Below are 19,685 nucleotides of genomic sequence, written 5' to 3' on the forward strand. Positions count from 1 at the left end.
TGGGGAAATAAGCGTGAGAGGTGAGGGCGAATTCATTTTTACTTAATATGAAAAATACAATTTGTTACAAGTCTTACGCAATTAATACGTTAAAAAGATAATAAAAACAAAGGCCGATAATATTATCGGCGCAGTGTATTTAATGTCAGTTTTTGTATACGCTTCGTTAGGAATTAACGGACGTATCGCCATACTGCGGTAGGAACTTTGTCGTAGAGTTTGTTCATTGTCAGTTCAGCCAGACGATGATCGGCTGCGGAAAAGAACATCTCCAGTTCATCATTAGAGAGTTCATACTTGTTTTTTTCAATAACGCGTTCGAGAGTGTCAATGGTTGTGCATTTACGCAAACGCATCAAATAGTCGATTTTTTTCATAATGGCCTATGCAAACAGTACCTGGTGGTTAAAAAATATAAATAAATTATTGCTTAAGTTTTAGCAGGCGTACAGACGTTCTCCCCTGAGAACATTCCGAATAATTTTGCTTTGGACTTCTGCCAACGCCGCAGTTCAGCATCATTAATTCCATAGTTGCTAAACAAGACGTAAGTATCATCCAAATACTTTTCAACCTGCTCTGAAAGCTCACTTTCGTTAGGGTATTTTATTTTAAATGTGAGAATAAACGTAGCGATATGCTCAATAAGTTCATTTAATTGGAGATTGATCGCAGATGTTGGATCATTGACCCAGCCGTGACTGCTATCACCTAACGTTGCTATGCTTTCGTCACACAGATTCTCACATAAGAATCTGAGTTGGGCAATATCATAATGTTTTGGTGTGTACTCATCCATATCAATCCCTCCGTTAAGCCGTTATTCAGTGTTACTGCGGTTAACACCTGGTAAACAGGTAGACTGATGAAGCTTACAAGATAAAACGTTAACGTTGTTTCGTATTCATGCTGTTACAGACAGGGCGTTGAACCATTGTGATTTGTTCTGTAATGAATGAGAAAACAGTGATTATCGTACCTCCCAGTATCTACTATGTCGCGAAATAGCGTTGGCGTAAATACCAACATCTCATGACTTAACCTTAAGTATAGCTATACCATGCTGGTTACGGTTACGTCATTCTATATATGACTATAGCAAAAGTGTTCGTAAAGTTCGCGGATAATAGGTAAGGTTTTCACTGCTATTTATTTTGATTAATTCTCAGAATTTTTGTTGTAACAATGAGCATTGAATAAACTCGGCTGCTGATTATTTAATTATTTCTATCTGAAAATATGAGAAATGGCAGAAGGAATGCGAAGAGATTACTCAACGGATAAGGGGTGTTGGTATGCGTTATCTTATTGTTTCAGCAGTTTTTTCATGCGAATCATCCCGTACAGTCTTGTTAGCGTCATAACACTGACTGTATCGGGATGGGCGCGAGAAAGATTAACCTTTTTTCTTTTTCCCGCCTTGCACGGCCTTAAAGCGCGGGTTGGATTTGCATATAACGTAAACTCGCCCGCGACGGCGGACCACAATACAATCTTTATGACGATTCTTTGCTGAACGTAGCGAACTAAGCACCTGCATTTAATAGCCTCTCTGATTACTTGAAGAAGTTCCCAAAACGCTGCTGGAAGCGCGCTGTGCTGCCTTCTTTGGAATATTCTTTTTGCTTCCCGGTGTAATAGGGATGCGATGCCGAAGAAACGTCAATAGTGACGTAAGGGTAGCTGGTACCCTCAAGCTCAATGGTTCGATCGGTTTTAATGGTTGACCCAGTCCTGTAATAGACATCCGCGCTGGTATCATGAAATACCACTGTGCGATAGTCAGGATGAATACCCGCTTTCATAGTCGCCCTTAATTGTTATGTTATAACGTATCTAATATGTTGCGCTTTTTTAGCATCAGGATCAACTATTATGTTGCGGTAGACGTCAGCATTCTCTAAACCACTATAGAGACGACTAACCTGAGCCAAACAGCGCATAGTGCTGCTTAGCTCAGGTTAGTCATGGGAGACTGGGGCAGGGGCGTAAAAAAGGCCGCTAGGCGGCCTTTTAGAGTATATCGGAAGGGATTCGGTCTTAGTGCGCTGTTGTGTCGTCTACTTTCTTGCCGAAGCGACGGCGAACAACAACAAAGAACACAGGAACGAAGAAGATAGCCAGCACGGTTGCGGTAATCATCCCGCCCATTACGCCAGTACCAACGGCGTTCTGTGCACCGGAACCTGCACCACTACTGATAACCAGCGGCATAACACCGAGGATAAAGGCAAGTGATGTCATCAGGATTGGACGCAAACGCATACGAACGGCATCGAGTGTTGCTTCAATCAGTCCTTTCCCTTCTTTTTCCATCAGATCTTTAGCAAATTCGACAATCAATATGGCGTTCTTCGCGGATAGCCCAATGGTTGTTAGCAGGCCCACCTTAAAGTAAACGTCGTTTTCAAGACTTGTCATATTCGCCGCAATCAACGCACCGATGATCCCCAATGGAACCACCAGCATGACAGAGAACGGAATTGACCAGCTCTCATAAAGCGCCGCCAGACACAGGAACACGACAATCAGTGAAATGGCATAGATTGCGGGTGCCTGGTTGCCTGATAACCGCTCTTGATAGGACATACCCGTCCATTCGTAGCCGATACCCTGCGGTAATTGGGTCACGAAATTTTCCATCAATGCCATGGCTTCACCGGTACTCTTACCTGGAGCGGCTTCACCTTGGAGCTGCATGGATGGTTGGCCGTTATAACGTTCCAGACGCGGTGAACCGTATTCCCAGTGGCTCTGTGTGAAGGCAGAGAATGGCACCATTTGTCCGTTGCTACCGCGGATGTACCAGTTCTTGATGTCATCTGGCAGCATACGGAAAGGCGCATCGGCTTGAACGTAAACTTTCTTCACGCGACCGCGATCGATGAAGTCATTCACGTAAGATCCACCCAGCGTGGTTGCCAACGTTGAGCTGATATCCGACAGTGATACGCCAAGCGCTTGCGCTTTTTCCTGATCGATATCGAGGCGGAACTGCGGTGTATCTTCCATCCCGTTAGGACGAACTTGCACCAGCGTATCAGGACGTTGTGCTGCCATACCTAGCAGTTGGTTACGTGCTTCCGTCAGTTTTGCATGGCCAAGGTTAGCCTGGTCAATCAACTGGAAGTCGAAACCTGTTGCGGTACCCAGTTCGATAATCGCAGGAAGGTTGACTGCGAAAACCATAGCTTCTTTATACTGGCTAAAGGCCGCGTTTGCTCGGCCTGCAATCGCCATAACTTTATTTTCTGCGCCGCTTCGTTCACTCCAGTCACTCAGGCTGGCGAAGGCCAGACCGACATTCTGCCCACGGCCAGAGAATCCGAAGCCCGACACCGTAAATACAGATTTAACGTTACTTTTCTCATTCTCGAGATAGTAGTTCGTCATTCTGTCCATGATTTTCTGCGTGTTTTCCTGCGTTGCCCCTGAAGGCAGCTGAACGATGTTCAGGAGAACACCCTGATCTTCATCTGGCAGGAAGGACGTCGGCAAGCGTAAGAACAGAAATGCCAGGCCGACAACAATCAGCAGATAGATGACCAGATAACGGCCCGTGCTGCGCAGAATATTTGCCACACTATCGGTGTAGTGATGCGTGCTTTTCTCGAACAGTCTGTTGAACCAGCCGAAGAAGCCTTTCTTCTCACCGTGATCGCCTTTGGCGATTGGTTTTAGCAGCGTTGCGCAAAGCGCGGGTGTCAAAATCAATGCGACCAGAACCGACAGCACCATCGCAGACACGATTGTGATGGAGAACTGGCGGTAGATTGCCCCTGTCGAACCACCGGTAAACGCCATTGGGACGAATACCGCGGACAGAACCAGCGCAATACCGACCAACGCACCTTGGATCTGCTCCATGGATCGTTTGGTTGCTTCTTTAGGCGGTAGACCTTCTTCCGCCATGACACGTTCCACGTTTTCCACGACGACGATGGCGTCATCCACCAGAAGCCCGATGGCGAGAACCATCGCGAACATCGTCAGGGTGTTAATGGAATAACCAAACGCGGAGAGGACCGCAAACGTCCCCAGCAAGACGACTGGCACCGCAATGGTTGGGATCAGCGTGGCACGGAAGTTCTGCAAGAACAGATACATCACCAAGAATACCAGTACGATGGCTTCCACCAGCGTTTTCACGACTTCGTTGATCGAGATCTTAACGAAGGGGGTTGTATCGTACGGATAAACCACTTTCAGGCCAGAAGGGAAGAACTCTTCCAATTTGGTCAGTGAGTTTTTTACTGCGGTTGCGGTATCCAGCGCATTTGCGCCTGTCGCCAGCTTGATACCGATACCGGCAGCGGGCTTACCATTGAAACGCGCTATAACGTCGTAGCCTTCTGCACCCAGCTCAACGCGAGCAACGTCTTTAAGGCGAACCTGAGACCCATCAGCGTTAACCTTCAGCAGGATTTTAGAAAACTCCTCGGCTGAATTAAGACGGGTTTGCGCAATGATAGAAGCGTTTAACTGCTGACCGGGAACCGGTGGAGCACCACCCAACTGCCCTGCGGCGATTTGGTTGTTTTGCACTCGGATCGCTGCGGTAACATCGCCGGCTGTTAACTGGTAATTATTCAGTTTATTCGGATCCAGCCAGATACGCATCGCGTACTGGGAACCAAACAGCTGTGCGTCACCTACGCCGGATGTACGGCTGATGGGATCTTTAACGTTAGCAGCCACGTAGTCAGCGATATCTTCCTGTGACATTTTACCGTCTTCACTGATGAAGGCGGCAACCATGAGGAAGCTACTGCTTGATTTCTGAACGTTAACCCCTTGCTGCTGTACTTCCTGCGGCAGCAGCGGCATGGCCAGTTGCAGTTTGTTCTGCACCTGAACCTGTGCGATGTCCGGATCGGTACCTGCGTCAAAGGTCAGCGTAATCTGTACCGTACCAGAAGAGTCACTGCTTGATGACATGTACATCAGGTTATCGATGCCGTTCATATTCTGTTCGATAACCTGCGTCACGGAATCTTGCAGCGTTGATGCATCGGCCCCTGGATAATTTGCTGTTACTTCAATCGCAGGTGGTGCGATCGTCGGATACTGGGCAATAGGTAATTTAACAATTGCCAGCAACCCCGTCAGCATCACCATGATGGCGAGCACCCATGCAAAAATGGGTCGATCTATAAAAAACTTAGCCATGAATTATACCGGCTCCTGTTAGAACGTCTTAAGACTTCGCGGGTTCTGCTGACGCTTGCGGCGTCTGCTGATTTTCTGAAGCGACTTCTTTAGCTTTCACCTGCGCACCGGGTCTGATTTTTTGCAGACCAGTAACGATAACGCGATCGCCCGCTTTCAAGCCTTCGGTAACTAACCATTTGTCACCAACTGCCTTACTAGTTTTAAGCGTGCGAGGTTCTACTTTATCGCCTTCCCCAACCACCATCGCCGTGGCCTGACCACGTGGATCGCGGGTAACACCTTGCTGAGGAACTAACAAGGCTGTTGGGTTCACGCCGGAATCGAGGCGAGCTCGTACAAACATTCCGGGAAGGAGGTTGTGCTGTGGGTTCGGGAAAATAGCACGCAGCGTAATGGAACCGGTGGTTTCGTCTACCGTGACATCAGAGAATTCTAATGTGCCTGCCTCAGTATATTCCGTACCGTTTTCCAAAAGCAGGCGGACATTGGCTTTGCCTTCGCTTTGTTTCAGCGTGCCGTTTTCCAGCTCTTTCTTCAGTTGCAGGAAATCGTTGCTGGACTGCGTGACGTCAACATAGATCGGATCAAGTTGCTGCACGGTTGTTAATGCCGTTGCCTGTCCGGTTGCTACCAAAGCGCCTTCCGTTACCGTGGATTTACCCACGCGGCCTTCGATTGGCGAATTGACTTTGGTGTAAGCCAGATTGATTTGTGCGGTGTCCACCGTCGCTTTAGCAGCCTGAACCGCAGCATCAGCCTGACGGGATGTTGCGACGGCCTGATCGTAATCCTGCTTGCTGACGTAGTTGGTGCCCAGCAGCGGCTTATAGCGATTAACGGTCAAGCGGGCAATTTCCGCCTGAGCCTGAGCCTGAGCGAGTGAACCTTTGGCGCTGTTGTAGTTTGCCTGATATGTCGCAGGATCGATTTGATACAGCGATGCGCCAGCTTTAATGTCAGACCCTTCAACGAAGTTGCGTTTGAGGATAATGCCGCCAACCTGTGGGCGAACCTCGGCAATGCGGTAAGCACTTGTGCGGCCCGGCAGCTCGGTCATGACATTCAGTGCTTCCGTTTTTAACGTCACAATACCCACTTCAGGCATCTGCTGCTGTGCGCCGCCTTGCTGATTATTGCCGCTATCACATCCTGCGAGCATTAAGCCGCCAGAAAGCATCAGAACTGCCGCCAGAGGCGTTAGCCCTCTGTTTTTGTTCATAGATAAACCTCAAGTGTCCGATTTGAAATTGACCAATGGATCACAAGCTTAAAAACCCATTGCTGCTATAGTCTTATGTTCATGCTATGTTACATACATTCTCGAATGTATGTAAATCACGCTTTCCTTCAAATACAGCGATATGGCACGAAAAACCAAATTATCATGGCACGAAAAACCAAAAAACAGGCTCAGGAAACCCGACAACATATACTGGATACTGCGTTAAGAGTCTTCTCTGAGCATGGTGTGTCCGCGACCTCATTGTCTGACATTGCAACTGCTGCTGGTGTGACACGGGGTGCTATTTATTGGCATTTTAAGAACAAAGCCGAAATCTTTGATGAGATCTGGGCTCTGGCAGAGTCAAAAATCAGTGAGTTTGAAATAGAGTATCAGACAAAATTCCCTGATAATCCACTCCGCGTGATGCGTGAATTATTGATTTATATGCTGCGTTTAACCGTTAGTGATACGCATTGGCGATCCATTATGGAGATCGCTTTTCACAAATGTGAATTTGTCGGTGAAATGTTGCAATCGTACAATGCGCGCAAAGAGCTTTATCTCTCCTGCTATGTCGATATTGAAGAAAACCTGATTAAGTGCATCCGGGTGGGGATGTTGCCGACGGACATTCATCCACGTCGTGCGGCGATCGCGATGCGTGCCTACTTTTCTGGCGTGATGGAAAACTGGCTATTTATGCCGGAAAGTTTCGATCTCGATCAGGAAGCCCCCGCGCTGGTGGATGCTTTTATTGATATGCTGCATTTTAGCCCAGCGCTACGTAAACCCGCTGAATAAGCCGTTGAACGACGGCGCTAATACCTGTTGCCTTTAAGCTCCTGAGCTATTTTTACCTTAGGCGGAGGATTTAGCGTTACCGTCTTCTTGCGAGAGCTTTTTCTCAAAATCGGTACGTACAATCTCCAAGGCGGCCAGCGCGATACGCGGTTCGATCTGGTTTTCTTCCAGCAACATAATCAAATCGACCGCCAGCTTGACCTCGGGTGGGGCGTTTTCAAGTGACATAAATCAGTTCCTCATTTCTTGGCGAACCCGCCGCACTACAATCCTTGCTCACGGCGTTCGATTTGACGTTCCAGACGTGCCAGCGCCTGACGGCAGCGTGACAGCCGTCCTTCCAGCGCCGCCAGCTCTTTTTGTAGCCGCTGTTGCTCGCTGAATTGCGTCTGCGTGATGAGTAGGCTTTCTCTATCCTGAATCATGGAAAGCAGACGGCGTTCATAATCCTGATGCTCCGCCAGCTTGTGATACACATCTTCAGGCTGTGGTGCGTTACTTTGCTCCTGCCTGCGTAATGACTGCGTTGCCAGCTCACGCTGCAATGCGGCTATCTGGCTGACCAGCTTTTCAGCCAGAAACGCCACGCGATCGGTCCGCTGCTCTGCAACTAACTGCTTTATCGCCTGTAAATTTTGTTCAACTTCGGCGCGATAATCACGTAGCCGGGTGCCGTAGCTGCTAAAAAGCTGACGATCAAAGCGCGATTGCGGCACGGCTTTATCCGCCAGCGGCTCAAGCTCTTTCGCTAGCGTATTAATTTGTTGTTCAAGCGCTTGTAGCAATCGATGCGTGTTCACTTTTTTCCCTTACGGTCAGGCTGATTATTCAGCGAGCTAGCTTCGCGCGGTGTGTCGGCGCATGGTATATATTGGCATCGTTAGTCTACGTCGCTTTACTGCACTGCATGAGGATATCTTAACTAATCCATCGGGCAAGGTGGTGATAAAGTGTGGTGGACATTGTCGCAGACAAAACATAGTTGTAGTGAACAAAGCAGAAAGGTGAATATGTATCGCGTGTTGCTGATGATATTGGGGTGGGTTTCCGTTGTGCTGGCAACGTTGGGTGTCGTGTTGCCTTTATTACCGACTACGCCTTTCTTGCTACTGGCCGCCTGGTGTTTTGCCCGCTCGTCCCCGCGTTTCCATAACTGGCTACTGTACCGTTCCTGGTTTGGCAGCTATCTGCGTCATTGGCAGCAACATCGGGCGTTGCCGCCGGGGGCAAAATGGAAGGCTGTCACCATGATTCTGTTAACGTTCGCGCTTTCGCTCTGGCTGGTTAAGCTCGTCTGGGTCAGGATCTTGCTGTTGGTCATTTTGGCTATTTTGCTGACCTTCATGCTTCGTTTACCCGTGATTGATCCAGAACAACAAACGCAGAGCGCGAATCCGAAAAGATAGTGTAAGCGGCGGCCTCTGTGACGGACAGACAAAAAATACACACCCAGAGTACGGGTGGTTGCATTTATCCGTCACTTTGACTAGATTTGACCGTTTTCGTGCACGGGTCGCCATTTTTCCTCTTTGTCATAATGCCTATTCATCGCATCATGCGATGATGAAAGCCTTGTGGCGACCGGCATTGGTATGTTCAGAACGTTTTATCAGGCACAACTATGACGACCGTAACAGCGCAGCAGGCAGAATTAATTAAAAACAGTATCAAAAGCATCCCCGATTATCCGAAGCCGGGCATACTGTTCCGTGATGTCACCAGCCTGCTGGAAGATCCTGTGGCCTATGCGGCCAGTATTGAGATGCTGGCAAACCGTTACCGCAACACCGGTGTGACGAAAGTTGTCGGGACGGAAGCGCGTGGTTTCCTGTTTGGCGCCCCAGTTGCGTTGGCGCTGGGCGTAGGTTTTGTTCCCGTGCGTAAACCGGGCAAGCTGCCACGTCCGACGATCAGTGAAAGCTATGAACTGGAATACGGTTCAGATACGCTGGAAATTCATGCAGATGCAATCTCCGCGGGCGATAACGTGCTGGTGATCGACGATCTGCTGGCAACGGGCGGTACGCTCGAAGCCACAGTGAAATTGATCCGTCGTCTGGGGGGTTCGGTCAATGACGCCGCTTTTATCATCAATTTGTTCGATCTGGGTGGCGAGCAACGCCTGACCGAGATGGGTGTCACCTGCTATAGCCTGGTTGACTTCCCCGGACATTAATCATAACAGTCTCGCCGATAGCGGCGTGGCTGTGTTAGCATGATCGCCTCAATAACTCGACTGTTGCGGTATTGATGAGCTATCAGGTTCTTGCCCGTAAGTGGCGTCCCCAAACCTTTGCCCATGTTGTCGGTCAGGAGCATGTCCTGACCGCGTTGGCTAACGGCCTTTCCCTAGGCAGAATTCATCACGCGTATTTGTTTTCTGGCACCCGCGGTGTCGGGAAGACGTCGATTGCCCGTTTGCTGGCAAAAGGGCTGAATTGCGAACAGGGCGTGACGGCAACGCCTTGTGGTCAGTGTGACAACTGCCGCGAAATCGAACAGGGCCGTTTTGTCGATTTGATCGAAATCGATGCAGCGTCTCGCACTAAAGTCGAAGACACGCGCGATCTGCTGGATAATGTGCAGTACGCCCCCGCTCGTGGGCGATTCAAGGTGTATCTGATCGACGAAGTACACATGCTATCGCGCCACAGCTTTAATGCACTGCTGAAAACGCTGGAAGAACCGCCTCCGCACGTCAAATTCCTGCTGGCGACCACCGATCCACAAAAACTGCCTGTGACCATTCTGTCACGCTGCCTGCAATTTCACCTCAAAGCGCTGGATGTTGAACAGATTCGCGCGCATCTGGAACAGGTATTACAGGCTGAAAATCTCGTCAGTGAGCCGCGTGCGTTACAGCTTCTGGCGCGAGCTGCCGATGGGAGCTTGCGTGATGCGCTGAGTCTGACCGATCAGGCTATTGCTATGGGGCAAGGGCAGGTGACGACGGATTCCGTCAGCCACATGCTGGGCACGCTGGACGATGAGCAACCGCTAGCACTCATTGAAGCGCTGGCGAAAGGCGATGGGGCACAGGTCATGTCGCTATTAGACCAGGTCGCGTCACGAGGTGTGGATTGGGAATCGCTGCTGGTAGAAACTCAGACGCTGTTGCATCGTATTGCGATGGTTCAACTGCTGCCCGCTGCGCTGGGTGATGATTACGCTGCGGTTGAAGCGCGTATGCGAGAGTTAGCGCGCGCGCTGCCGCCGGCGGACGTGCAGCTTTATTACCAGACGATGCTCATTGGGCGCAAAGAATTGCCTTTTGCGCCCGATCGCCGGATGGGCGTTGAAATGACGCTACTGAGAGCGTTGGCGTTTCACCCCAGCCAGATTATCGCCGAGCCTGTAGCGCCAGTGAGCGCTGCGCCGGCTCAGGCTGCGCGTGCGCCTTCTATTATTCAGCCTTCTCTCCAGACTCTAGCACAGCAGCCTGTTGTCACGACATCGGCGACGGTTCGTGCGCCAATGCCGCAACGCAGTGAATCTTCTGAAGACGTGCAACCGCCATCTTACTCTTCCGAACCGCCGATGGATGCCTCTGCGTATGCGCCGCCGCTAGGAGAAATGCCTGCTTCAACGGGGTCTGCGGATCAATACGGTGAGAGCGAGCTGCCTGATGCAACTTCTCAGCTATTACAGGCTCGCAGCCAGCTCCTGCGAAAACAGGGGAGTACGCCACCAAAAAAGGCTGATCCGGCAGCGTCTGACAACACGCGGCCGGCAACCTCAGCGCTGGAGCGATTGGCTTCGGTGACTGAGCGCAGCATTCAACGGCAAAACGCGAAAACCTCTACCTCCGAACCCAAAAAACCGGAAGCCTATCGCTGGCGGGCGCAGAATAAAGTCGAAGAAGAGAAGGTCGACGTAGCGACGCCAAAAGCGTTGCGTTCAGCATTAGAGCACGAAAAAACGCCTGAACTGGCGGCACGGCTAGCGGAAGAGTCACTGGAGCGGGATGCATGGGCGGCGGAAATCCATCGCCTGACGTTGCCAAAGCTGGTACAACAGCTGGCACTCAATGCGTTTAAAGAGAGCGAAGAAGCAGGTAAGATCCATCTGCATCTGCGTTCATCCCAGCGGCACCTGAATTCGCCTGCGGCGCAAAAGACGCTGTTGGACGCATTGACGGCTCACTACGGGCATCCTGTAGAATTACTGATTACTGAAGACGACAACCCGGCGGTACGGACGCCGCTGGAGTGGCGTCAGGCTATCTATGAAGAGAAGCTGGCGCAGGCGCGTCAGTCAATTCTGGCCGATACAACGATTCAAACGCTGCGGCGTTTCTTTGATGCGGAACTGGACGAAGAAAGTATCCGCCCTGTTTAACCGCTGCGAGTACGCAGCCCGACGTGATAGAGAGAAAACTATGTTTGGTAAAGGTGGAATTGGCAACCTGATGAAGCAAGCCCAGCAGATGCAGGAAAAAATGCAGCAGATGCAGGAAGAAGTGGCGAATCTGGAAGTCACGGGCGAATCGGGTGCAGGTCTGGTGAAAATCACGATCAACGGTGCGCATAATTGCCGCCGTGTTGAGATCGATCCAAGCTTGATGGAAGACGACAAAGAGATGCTGGAAGACCTGATCGCTGCGGCGTTCAATGATGCCGCTCGTCGTATTGCTGAAACGCAGAAAGAGAAAATGGCGTCAGTTTCCAGCGGTATGCAACTGCCGCCGGGCTTCAAGATGCCGTTCTGATGCAGACCAGTCCGCTTCTTGAATCATTGATGGAAGCGCTGCGCTGCCTGCCGGGCGTTGGGCCCAAGTCGGCGCAGCGCATGGCGTTTCAGCTACTGCAACGTAACCGCAGTGGCGGTATGCGTCTGGCGCAGGCGTTGACGCGGGCGATGTCCGAAATCGGTCACTGTAGCGATTGCCGGACATTTACCGAGCAGGACGTTTGTGCGATTTGCTCAAACCCGCGCCGCCAGCAAAACGGGCAGATTTGTGTGGTAGAAAGCCCCGCTGATATTCATGCCATTGAACAGACGGGGCAGTTTGCCGGTCGTTACTTCGTTCTAATGGGGCATTTGTCACCGTTGGATGGCATTGGCCCAGACGATATCGGTTTAGGGCGGTTGGAAGAACGCCTGCAAGTGGAATCGATGAGCGAAGTGATTCTGGCTACCAACCCGACGGTAGAAGGTGATGCCACCGCGAATTATATCGCTGAACTGTGCGCACAACACGGTGTGATGGCTAGCCGCATTGCACACGGTGTTCCCGTTGGCGGTGAGCTGGAAATGGTCGATGGCACTACGCTTTCCCATTCACTTGCGGGTCGTCAGCCTTTCCGGTTTTAATCTGTCGGCTGCCAGCATCATTATCTGGCAGCCGCAGTCTTGTTTTCCTCTTTCATGTCACCGTTTTCTTTTTTTCGCTGAAATTTACCCCTTGAAATCACCTTGGTTTATCCCCACTTGCTACTTATCGTCAGTTTAATCAGCCTGAATAATATTAGGATTGAGGTAAGCAACAATGAGCATGAAAGGCCAAGAAACTCGCGGGTTCCAGTCCGAAGTTAAGCAACTCCTGCATTTGATGATCCATTCACTCTATTCCAACAAAGAAATCTTTCTGCGTGAATTGATCTCCAACTCCTCCGATGCGGCAGATAAATTACGTTTTCGTGCGCTGTCCGCACCAGAACTGTATGCGGGCGATGGTGACCTGCGTGTGCGTGTGTCTACGGATAAAGAAAAACGCACCCTGACGATTTCTGACAACGGTATCGGCATGAGCCGTGACGAAGTAATTGATAATCTCGGTACGATTGCGAAATCTGGCACCAAGGCTTTTCTGGAATCGATGGGTTCCGATCAGGTTAAAGATAGTCAACTGATTGGCCAGTTCGGTGTGGGTTTCTACTCTGCCTTCATCGTGGCGGATAAAGTGACCGTGCGTACCCGTGCTGCGGGAGCGAGTGCCGATCAGGGCGTGTACTGGGAATCTGCTGGTGAAGGTGATTACACCATCGCTGACATCACCAAAGACGATCGTGGTACGGAAATCACCTTGCACCTGCGTGAAGGTGAAGACGAATTCCTGGATGATTGGCGTGTGCGTTCCGTCATCAGCAAATATTCCGACCATATTGCGCTGCCGGTAGAAATTGAATCCCGGACTGAAAGCGAAGAAGAAGGCGGTGAATCCACCGTTAGCTGGGAAAAAATTAATAAGGCGCAGGCTCTGTGGACGCGCAGTAAATCTGAAGTCAGCGATGAAGAGTACAACGAGTTTTATAAACACATCTCCCATGACTTTACCGATCCGCTGAGCTGGAGCCATAACCGTGTAGAAGGTAAGCAGGAATACACCAGCCTGCTCTACATTCCCGCCCATGCACCGTGGGATATGTGGAACCGCGATCATAAACACGGCCTGAAATTGTACGTTCAGCGCGTCTTTATTATGGATGACGCCGAGCAGTTCATGCCGAACTACCTGCGTTTTGTTCGTGGCTTGATTGATTCCAACGATCTGCCGTTGAACGTTTCCCGTGAGATTTTGCAGGACAGCCGTGTGACGCAGAACCTGCGTAATGCGCTGACTAAACGCGTGCTGCAAATGCTGGACAAACTGGCGAAAGACGACGCAGAAAAATACCAGACGTTCTGGCAACAGTTTGGTCTGGTGCTGAAAGAAGGCCCAGCGGAAGATGGCAGCAACCGCGAAGCGATCGCGAAACTGCTGCGCTTTGCTACCACGCAATCCGACAGCTCCGCACAGACGGTATCGCTGGAAGATTACGTTAGCCGGATGGTGGAAGGTCAGGACAAGATCTACTACATCACCGCAGACAGCTATGCCGCGGCGAAAAGCAGCCCGCATCTGGAACTGTTCCGTAAGAAAGGTATCGAGGTATTGCTGTTGTCCGAGCGTATTGACGAATGGATGATGAGCTACCTGACCGAATTCGACGGTAAATCCTTCCAGTCGGTCAGCAAAGCGGATGATACGCTGGATAAACTGGCTGATGAAGAAAACGATGCGCAGAAAGAAGCACAGAAAGCGCTGGAGCCGTTTGTTGAGCGTGTGAAAACGCTGCTGGGCGAGCGTGTTAAAGATGTGCGTTTCACCTACCGTTTGACCGATACGCCTGCGATTGTCGTAACGGATGCTGACGAGATGAGCACGCAGATGGCGAAACTGTTCGCTGCAGCAGGCCAGCAAGCACCGGAAGTGAAGTACATTTTTGAACTGAACCCTGAACACGCGTTAATTAAACGCGCAGCGGATGTTTCTGATGACGCTGAGTTTGGCGAGTGGGTCGAACTGCTGCTGGATCAGGCTCTGCTGGCCGAACGCGGTACGCTGGACGATCCGAATCTGTTCATCCGCCGGATGAATCAGCTGTTAAGTGCCTGATAGTGATATACACCAAACCCCGGTACCAACCGGGGTTTTCCCCTTCATGGCGTTTCCTTTCCGATGTCTTTCTCCTTCCGTCGCTGAACTCGATCAAATCTGACGGCAGTCTTTACTGTCACTCTTGATTTAATATCATTTCTGAGTCACTGGCAGTTCTTTGGAGCAAAGCTGCTTTAGCAACGCATATTGGTGGCTGATGACCAGCATTCCCAGTGGGCGTTCTGGGCATATCTCGAGAAGATACGCCCAGATATCCCGTTGGATAGCAGGATCGAGCTGCGCTGTTATTTCGTCAGCAATTAAAAAACGAGTACGCGGATCGAGGGCTCGAAGCAGCGCAATACGCGCCAGCTCCCCACCAGAAAGTTGTCCTGGTCGGCGAGTTAACCATTCCGGATTAATGTGCAATCGCCTTATGGTTTCTTCATCGGGCTGCCAGGCATCGTGTACAGAATCACCAGTACTTCGCCAGGGATTGAAAGTGAGTTCGGGGTGTTGCGGAACAAGCTGTACTGGACAGTAGTCATTGACGGGCAATGGCTTACCATCCAGAAGAACATGGCCTGAAGTGGGTTTTTGCCATCCAGCCAGAACTCGTCCTAACGTCGTTTTACCCGTTCCACTCGGTGCATAAATCCCAAGACTTTCACCAGCAGAAACTGAGAATGTCAGATTCTGCCATAACATTTTATTCCCCTGACGAATAACAAGGTCATGACAGTACAACATTCGCTCAATTCTCCCGATTTATACAAAAAGTAGATTTCTTTCAGGTAAGGCCTGCCACTGACGTTTCAGTTGCTCACTCATCTCTCCATGAATAAGTTGTTCTTTACTGAGATTGTCCGAGATCCTTCCCTGATGCAAAGAGACAATGCGGTCAGCATGCTGTGCTGCCAACATAAGGTCGTGTGTAACCCACAGAATACCGCGTCCCTGTTCACATAAACCACGCAAATGGTTCAGCAGTTGGGTAGCCAGAGGCATATCAAGCCATACCGTAATTTCATCAGCAAGAATATAGCGAGCATGACTCAGTGAGGCGTGGCAGGCCAGAACGCGTTTCGCCATTCCACCCGACAACTGTCTGGGAAAATTATTCAGTACAGCGGCACTCAATTGATTTTTCTGTAGTAAATGCGCGATTTGGTTTTCATCCCATTCTCGTCCAGAAAGCTGGCATGCTCTTTTCAGATGTTTTTTAATATCAAGCACGGGATTCAGCGCCTGAACCCCTTGAGGCAGATAACAGAAATCCGTCCCACGAAGTTGACTGATGGCGTTGTTATCAATGATTTTTCCATCGAGGCTAATGTTGCCTCGAAAATGTAAATTTTCCGGCAAGAGGCCAAGCAGGCACTGTAAGAGCAAGCTTTTTCCCTCTCCGCTGCCCCCCACCAGCGCTACCATCTCACCCGGTGCAATGTCTAACGAGATATCCTGCAAAAGAGGGGACCAGACTTTTGCTCCATACCAACGATAATGCGCAGCCTCTAGCGTGACTTGTCTTAAACTCAACATGTTGTGTTCCTCAGCCATAAAAGCTGCATGGCTCTCGCGAACTGATCAAATAACATAACCAGAATGAATAGCATCAGCCCGGGAAACAAAACCAGCCACCAGTTACCATGACTAAGGAACCGCAGCGCATCCGCTAATAACAGTCCGAGTGAAGGGTCATGAGGTGCCAGACCAAATCCGAGGAAACTGAGTGCCGCTGAGTGCAGAACGGCATGAGGGAACATCAAAAGCGTTCCGGTGAGCCATTGCGGAAATAAAGCAGGTAGGTAATGGTTTCTCCAACAGTAAAAGTGCCCCCGTCCTAACTGATGCGTTAACGTCAAGTAGTCGCTATGCGCCACTCGTTGAGCTTCAGCACGTAGGATCAATGCCAGCCGGGGCCAGTGGGTCAATGCCACTGCCAGAATAACGCCGCTTTTACCGCCGCCCAGAGTAAAACAAATCAGGATGAGTAAAAGAAGGTGCGGCATAGATAGCATGGCATCTGTCATGAGCCGCATTAGGACATCAAAACGTGGGTGCAGGCGCGACATAGCGGCCATCAATAAGGCTATAATGCCACTGCATAATGCCGCACCAATACCAATTTGCAGGCTGGTTAAAGCGCCTTGAAAGCAGCGTGTCCATAAATCGCGCCCCAGATTATCCGTTCCGAACCAGTACAGCGAATCAGGGGGCAGATGTCGGGCAAAAAGATTAACCGCTAAGGGATCATCGAGGCTCGTGAAGCCATAAATCGCAATAAATAATAAGCCTAACGAAGAGATCAACAGGCGAATGAAAGCCGGTGCTGGGTTATAGAGCATCTGGACGCTCCAATGCACGATTCAGAACCTTCACCAGCCAGACCGACAGCGAGTTGCCAATAAATACCAATAAGGTGCTAAATAATACAATCCCCATCAGTAATGGAAGATCACCACGCAAGCCGGCATCTATCGTTGCCTGACCAAGACCGGGATAGGCGAATACTTTTTCCGCCAGCAAAGCGCCGCCCAGCAACTCTCCAAGCGAGGCAAACTGAAGACATAGCGCGGGCGTAATTGCATGCCGAAGGATCTGATGACGTAACAGTGACCACCCTTTATCGCCTTGAGATCGCGCAAAACGAATAAATTCGCTGTTCATAATACTGGCAATTTTTTCACGCGTGTGGAGAGTGATTTGTCCCAACCCCAGTAAACTGAGCGCACATACGGGAAGAACCAAATGGCGAAGCCGTTCTGGTAGGGTCGCTATATCGGTATTATTACCGGGTTCCCACGCACAACAGACGGGTAAAACAGGCCATTGCACGGCGAATAATGACAGTAGCAACATGCCAATCCAGAAGGTGGGGAGAGAGGAAAGCAAATAGCTAAACCGACAAATCATCTTGTCTGGCCAGCGATTGAGATAGCGTCCGGCTAAAAAGCCCAGAGCAATTCCCAGTACTCCTGATATCAGCCATGCCCCAGCCAGAAGTGCAAATGATGTTGCGAACCGCTCGCGAATAACGCTGGCTACAGGGGCATTGAAGAGCATTGAATACCCCAAATCCCCCTGTATTAGCTGTAAAAACCAACGACCAAAGCGTTCCCAGAGCGGCTGGTCGAGTCCCCAACGTGCAGCGATACGTGCATATTGTTCGGGTGGGACATGTAGCAGGTCATTACCAATATAAGCGCGTATAGGATCAATGGGCGAAAAACTGAGCAGGATGAAGGTACTGGCAGCAACCAGCACCAACAGTATCATCAGCCTGAATATATGACTGAAAACACATTTCATTAATGGCAGGTCCAGGCCCAGTCATCCAGATTATTCAGAAGTGACCAACTGCCGTGAATCTCAGCGGCCCCTTTACCCAGATCGATACACGGGTTAGCAAGGTAGGTGTGTTGAATATTAAGCAACCACGCCCATGCTGCGTCGCCCTGAACCCCAGCACCCTGTTTTCCATCCCATTCAACTTGCTGCCAGAATGGCAGCGCTTTTTGCCAGTCAGGTGCGTCAATGGCCTGTTTAAGGTGTTGTTCAACAACCGGATTATTGTAATAACCAGGATTATAGTATTCCAGACCGGCAGCCTGAGCACTGTAATGATGGAAGAGTTCCATTGGGTCCAGACTTCCCCAACCGAACAGTGTAGGGTTGGCGTGCATATGCCGCTCTACGGTTTCCCAACTTCCCGATTGCAGAGAGATAGCGATACCTATGGGTTGCAGCATCGCGCGAACGGCTTCTGCCAGATCTTTTCTGGTGCTGTCACCGCTGGCATACCATAAGGTCAAGCGCGCCTCTTTGCCTTCTTTGGCTCGAATCCCATCTTCACCGACTTTCCAGCCCGCATCATCAAGGATTTTACGCGCTTTTTCTACATCACCATCTTTGAAAACGACGTCAGGATTCTGCCAAGGGAGCCCCTGCACAGCGCTGTATGCAGGGATGGCATGACCTTCCATGACCTGTTCTGCCAGCTGCTTACGATTAATGGCATAGTTTATGGCTCGTCTGATGGCAATATCTGCCGTCACATCGTTCCCTGTGGGGAAGCCATTGGCATCATTTTTGCCTGAGGGAACCATTGGAAAAACAATTCCCCTGTTCTCGACACTGTTGCGAACCCAGAGTTTAAGGTTCCCCTGTTGAGGAACGACTGCCATTGACGGAGCAATACGCACCAGCCCCAACTGACCACTTCTTGCTGCGGAATAAGCATTATCTTCATCAAGGAAAACAAAGACGAGCCGACTAAAATCATTCTTTTTACCGGCATACCAAGGATTAGCTTCAACAATTAACTGTTGCCCTGGTTGAAAACTGACAAGACGGTAAGGACCCGCGCCAATGGGGTTGTGGGCGAATGTTTTCTCATCATAAAGTTTCTCGGGAACAATGCCTAAAGCGCCAAGCACATTAATGAATGTGCTCTGGGGATTGCTCAACGTGATCTCAATTTGGCGTACATCAAGCTGACGAGCCTGACTAAAGTTGCCCATGTCGATTTTACCACCACTTTTGGCGGCTTTATTATAAGTAAAAACAACATCTTTAGCAGTCAAAGGCGAACCATCAGAAAACTTGAGATCCGGTTTTAACGTCAGTGTCCAGGTTTTACCCTCTGCACTGGTTTCAACTTTTTCTGTGAGTAGGTTTCCCCAGCTCATATCTGCATTTTGTTTTAACAACGGTGCATGTAGAAGAAGATAACTACCATGGCTCCAGCCTAGCATCGGGTCAAAGCCTTCAGAAGGCTCTGATCCGATTGCCATTTTTAATGTCTGGTCTTCAGCAGATTGTTGTCCTGCGAAAAGTTGGGAGGCTAAAATGAGGGATAAAGCACACGTAAACCGTGCCAGCTTGCCTTTGTTCATTAATCGTGTCCCAGATTCTGCTTTGTCTGTATTACTCCTTACGAAGTAGATCGCAGGAGTTCCTGGAGTAGGGATTATGGTGGGCAAATCTGAGGGAGAATATGATACAGGACAGAAAAGTATGATGATTAACAAAAAACATCCCACTGCCAGTGAGAAGAGTTGCAACGCCCCGTTACTCACCCTACGTAGTGGTCAGTCAAATCAGATCTGAGCTGCTACAATGAGT

Annotated in this window: 19 protein-coding genes and 1 pseudogene; 7 read left to right on the forward strand and 13 right to left on the reverse strand. The window is 50.0% G+C overall.

What is annotated here, in order from left to right:
* Positions 1-173: 173 nt before the first annotated feature.
* The 6 genes from EIP93_RS06175 to EIP93_RS06200 all read right to left on the reverse strand — a co-directional run bounded on the left by EIP93_RS06175 (position 174) and on the right by EIP93_RS06200 (position 6,391).
* Positions 174-377: an HHA domain-containing protein gene (locus EIP93_RS06175; protein ID WP_005976087.1), complete on the reverse strand. Its 204-nt coding sequence runs from the start codon at positions 375-377 to the stop codon at positions 174-176.
* Positions 378-430: 53 nt separating this feature from the next.
* A complete protein-coding gene (tomB, locus tag EIP93_RS06180) occupies positions 431-799 on the reverse strand; it encodes an Hha toxicity modulator TomB (RefSeq protein ID WP_005976089.1) in 369 nt (122 codons plus the stop codon).
* Positions 800-1,396: 597 nt separating this feature from the next.
* On the reverse strand, positions 1,397-1,540 hold the full coding sequence (gene ykgO / locus EIP93_RS06185) for a type B 50S ribosomal protein L36 (RefSeq protein ID WP_005976091.1): 144 nt from the start codon (positions 1,538-1,540) through the stop codon (positions 1,397-1,399).
* Between the two features lie 16 nt (positions 1,541-1,556).
* The gene (locus tag EIP93_RS06190; protein ID WP_015839361.1) at positions 1,557-1,805 is read right to left on the reverse strand and encodes a type B 50S ribosomal protein L31; all 249 of its coding nucleotides are present in this window, start codon (positions 1,803-1,805) and stop codon (positions 1,557-1,559) included.
* Between the two features lie 235 nt (positions 1,806-2,040).
* Positions 2,041-5,169, reverse strand: a complete 3,129-nt coding sequence (locus EIP93_RS06195; protein WP_103941781.1) for an efflux RND transporter permease subunit — start codon at positions 5,167-5,169, stop codon at positions 2,041-2,043.
* 28 nt (positions 5,170-5,197) lie between these two features.
* Entirely contained in the window at positions 5,198-6,391 is a 1,194-nt protein-coding gene (locus EIP93_RS06200) for an efflux RND transporter periplasmic adaptor subunit (protein ID WP_103862998.1), read from the reverse strand.
* A 165-nt stretch (positions 6,392-6,556) separates the two neighbouring features.
* On the opposite strand from EIP93_RS06200, the gene acrR reads away from it, so the two are divergent.
* Positions 6,557-7,198: a multidrug efflux transporter transcriptional repressor AcrR gene (acrR, locus tag EIP93_RS06205; RefSeq protein ID WP_040031230.1), complete on the forward strand. Its 642-nt coding sequence runs from the start codon at positions 6,557-6,559 to the stop codon at positions 7,196-7,198.
* A 57-nt stretch (positions 7,199-7,255) separates the two neighbouring features.
* On the opposite strand, the gene rsmS is transcribed toward acrR, so the two are convergent.
* Together rsmS and priC are read right to left on the reverse strand one after the other, a co-directional pair.
* A complete protein-coding gene (rsmS, locus tag EIP93_RS06210) occupies positions 7,256-7,426 on the reverse strand; it encodes a pleiotropic regulatory protein RsmS (RefSeq protein ID WP_103862999.1) in 171 nt (56 codons plus the stop codon).
* A 35-nt stretch (positions 7,427-7,461) separates the two neighbouring features.
* The gene (gene priC, locus EIP93_RS06215; protein ID WP_103941775.1) at positions 7,462-7,998 is read right to left on the reverse strand and encodes a primosomal replication protein PriC; all 537 of its coding nucleotides are present in this window, start codon (positions 7,996-7,998) and stop codon (positions 7,462-7,464) included.
* Positions 7,999-8,208: 210 nt separating this feature from the next.
* On the opposite strand from priC, the gene EIP93_RS06220 reads away from it, so the two are divergent.
* The 6 genes from EIP93_RS06220 (at position 8,209) to htpG (ending at position 14,576) form a co-directional block, all read left to right on the forward strand.
* Complete coding sequence (locus tag EIP93_RS06220; RefSeq protein WP_103863001.1) at positions 8,209-8,604, forward strand: DUF454 family protein; 396 nt, start codon at positions 8,209-8,211, stop codon at positions 8,602-8,604.
* A 215-nt stretch (positions 8,605-8,819) separates the two neighbouring features.
* Entirely contained in the window at positions 8,820-9,374 is a 555-nt protein-coding gene (gene apt, locus EIP93_RS06225; protein WP_095698780.1) for an adenine phosphoribosyltransferase, read from the forward strand.
* 74 nt (positions 9,375-9,448) lie between these two features.
* Positions 9,449-11,536 carry a DNA polymerase III subunit gamma/tau gene (gene dnaX / locus EIP93_RS06230; protein WP_125232438.1) on the forward strand — a complete coding sequence of 696 codons (2,088 nt, stop codon included), beginning with the start codon at positions 9,449-9,451 and terminating at the stop codon, positions 11,534-11,536.
* A 40-nt stretch (positions 11,537-11,576) separates the two neighbouring features.
* Positions 11,577-11,906 carry a YbaB/EbfC family nucleoid-associated protein gene (locus tag EIP93_RS06235; RefSeq protein ID WP_005976112.1) on the forward strand — a complete coding sequence of 110 codons (330 nt, stop codon included), beginning with the start codon at positions 11,577-11,579 and terminating at the stop codon, positions 11,904-11,906.
* The gene (recR, locus tag EIP93_RS06240) at positions 11,906-12,511 is read left to right on the forward strand and encodes a recombination mediator RecR (RefSeq protein WP_039487881.1); all 606 of its coding nucleotides are present in this window, start codon (positions 11,906-11,908) and stop codon (positions 12,509-12,511) included. The genes EIP93_RS06235 and recR overlap by 1 nt, the downstream gene beginning before the upstream one ends.
* Before the next feature lie 181 nt (positions 12,512-12,692).
* Positions 12,693-14,576, forward strand: a complete 1,884-nt coding sequence (htpG, locus tag EIP93_RS06245) for a molecular chaperone HtpG (RefSeq protein ID WP_170310001.1) — start codon at positions 12,693-12,695, stop codon at positions 14,574-14,576.
* Positions 14,577-14,711: 135 nt separating this feature from the next.
* Here htpG and EIP93_RS06250 read toward each other — a convergent pair whose 3' ends face one another.
* The 5 genes and pseudogenes from EIP93_RS06250 to EIP93_RS06270 all read right to left on the reverse strand — a co-directional run bounded on the left by EIP93_RS06250 (position 14,712) and on the right by EIP93_RS06270 (position 19,472).
* Positions 14,712-15,308 (reverse strand): ATP-binding cassette domain-containing protein, encoded by a 597-nt coding sequence (locus tag EIP93_RS06250; RefSeq protein ID WP_125232439.1) that lies wholly within the window; start codon positions 15,306-15,308, stop codon positions 14,712-14,714.
* 18 nt (positions 15,309-15,326) lie between these two features.
* Positions 15,327-16,100: an ATP-binding cassette domain-containing protein gene (locus EIP93_RS06255; RefSeq protein ID WP_103970621.1), complete on the reverse strand. Its 774-nt coding sequence runs from the start codon at positions 16,098-16,100 to the stop codon at positions 15,327-15,329.
* Entirely contained in the window at positions 16,094-16,906 is an 813-nt protein-coding gene (locus tag EIP93_RS06260; RefSeq protein ID WP_103863007.1) for an ABC transporter permease, read from the reverse strand. The genes EIP93_RS06255 and EIP93_RS06260 overlap by 7 nt, the downstream gene beginning before the upstream one ends.
* The gene (locus EIP93_RS06265) at positions 16,896-17,870 is read right to left on the reverse strand and encodes an ABC transporter permease (protein WP_109224973.1); all 975 of its coding nucleotides are present in this window, start codon (positions 17,868-17,870) and stop codon (positions 16,896-16,898) included. Before EIP93_RS06265 ends, EIP93_RS06260 begins: the two co-directional genes overlap by 11 nt.
* Positions 17,870-19,472, reverse strand: a pseudogene (locus tag EIP93_RS06270) (ABC transporter substrate-binding protein). Before EIP93_RS06270 ends, EIP93_RS06265 begins: the two are co-directional and overlap by 1 nt.
* Positions 19,473-19,685 lie beyond the last annotated feature (213 nt).

The sequence above is a fragment of the Pectobacterium versatile genome (assembly GCF_003932035.1).
Lineage (GTDB): Bacteria > Pseudomonadota > Gammaproteobacteria > Enterobacterales > Enterobacteriaceae > Pectobacterium > Pectobacterium versatile.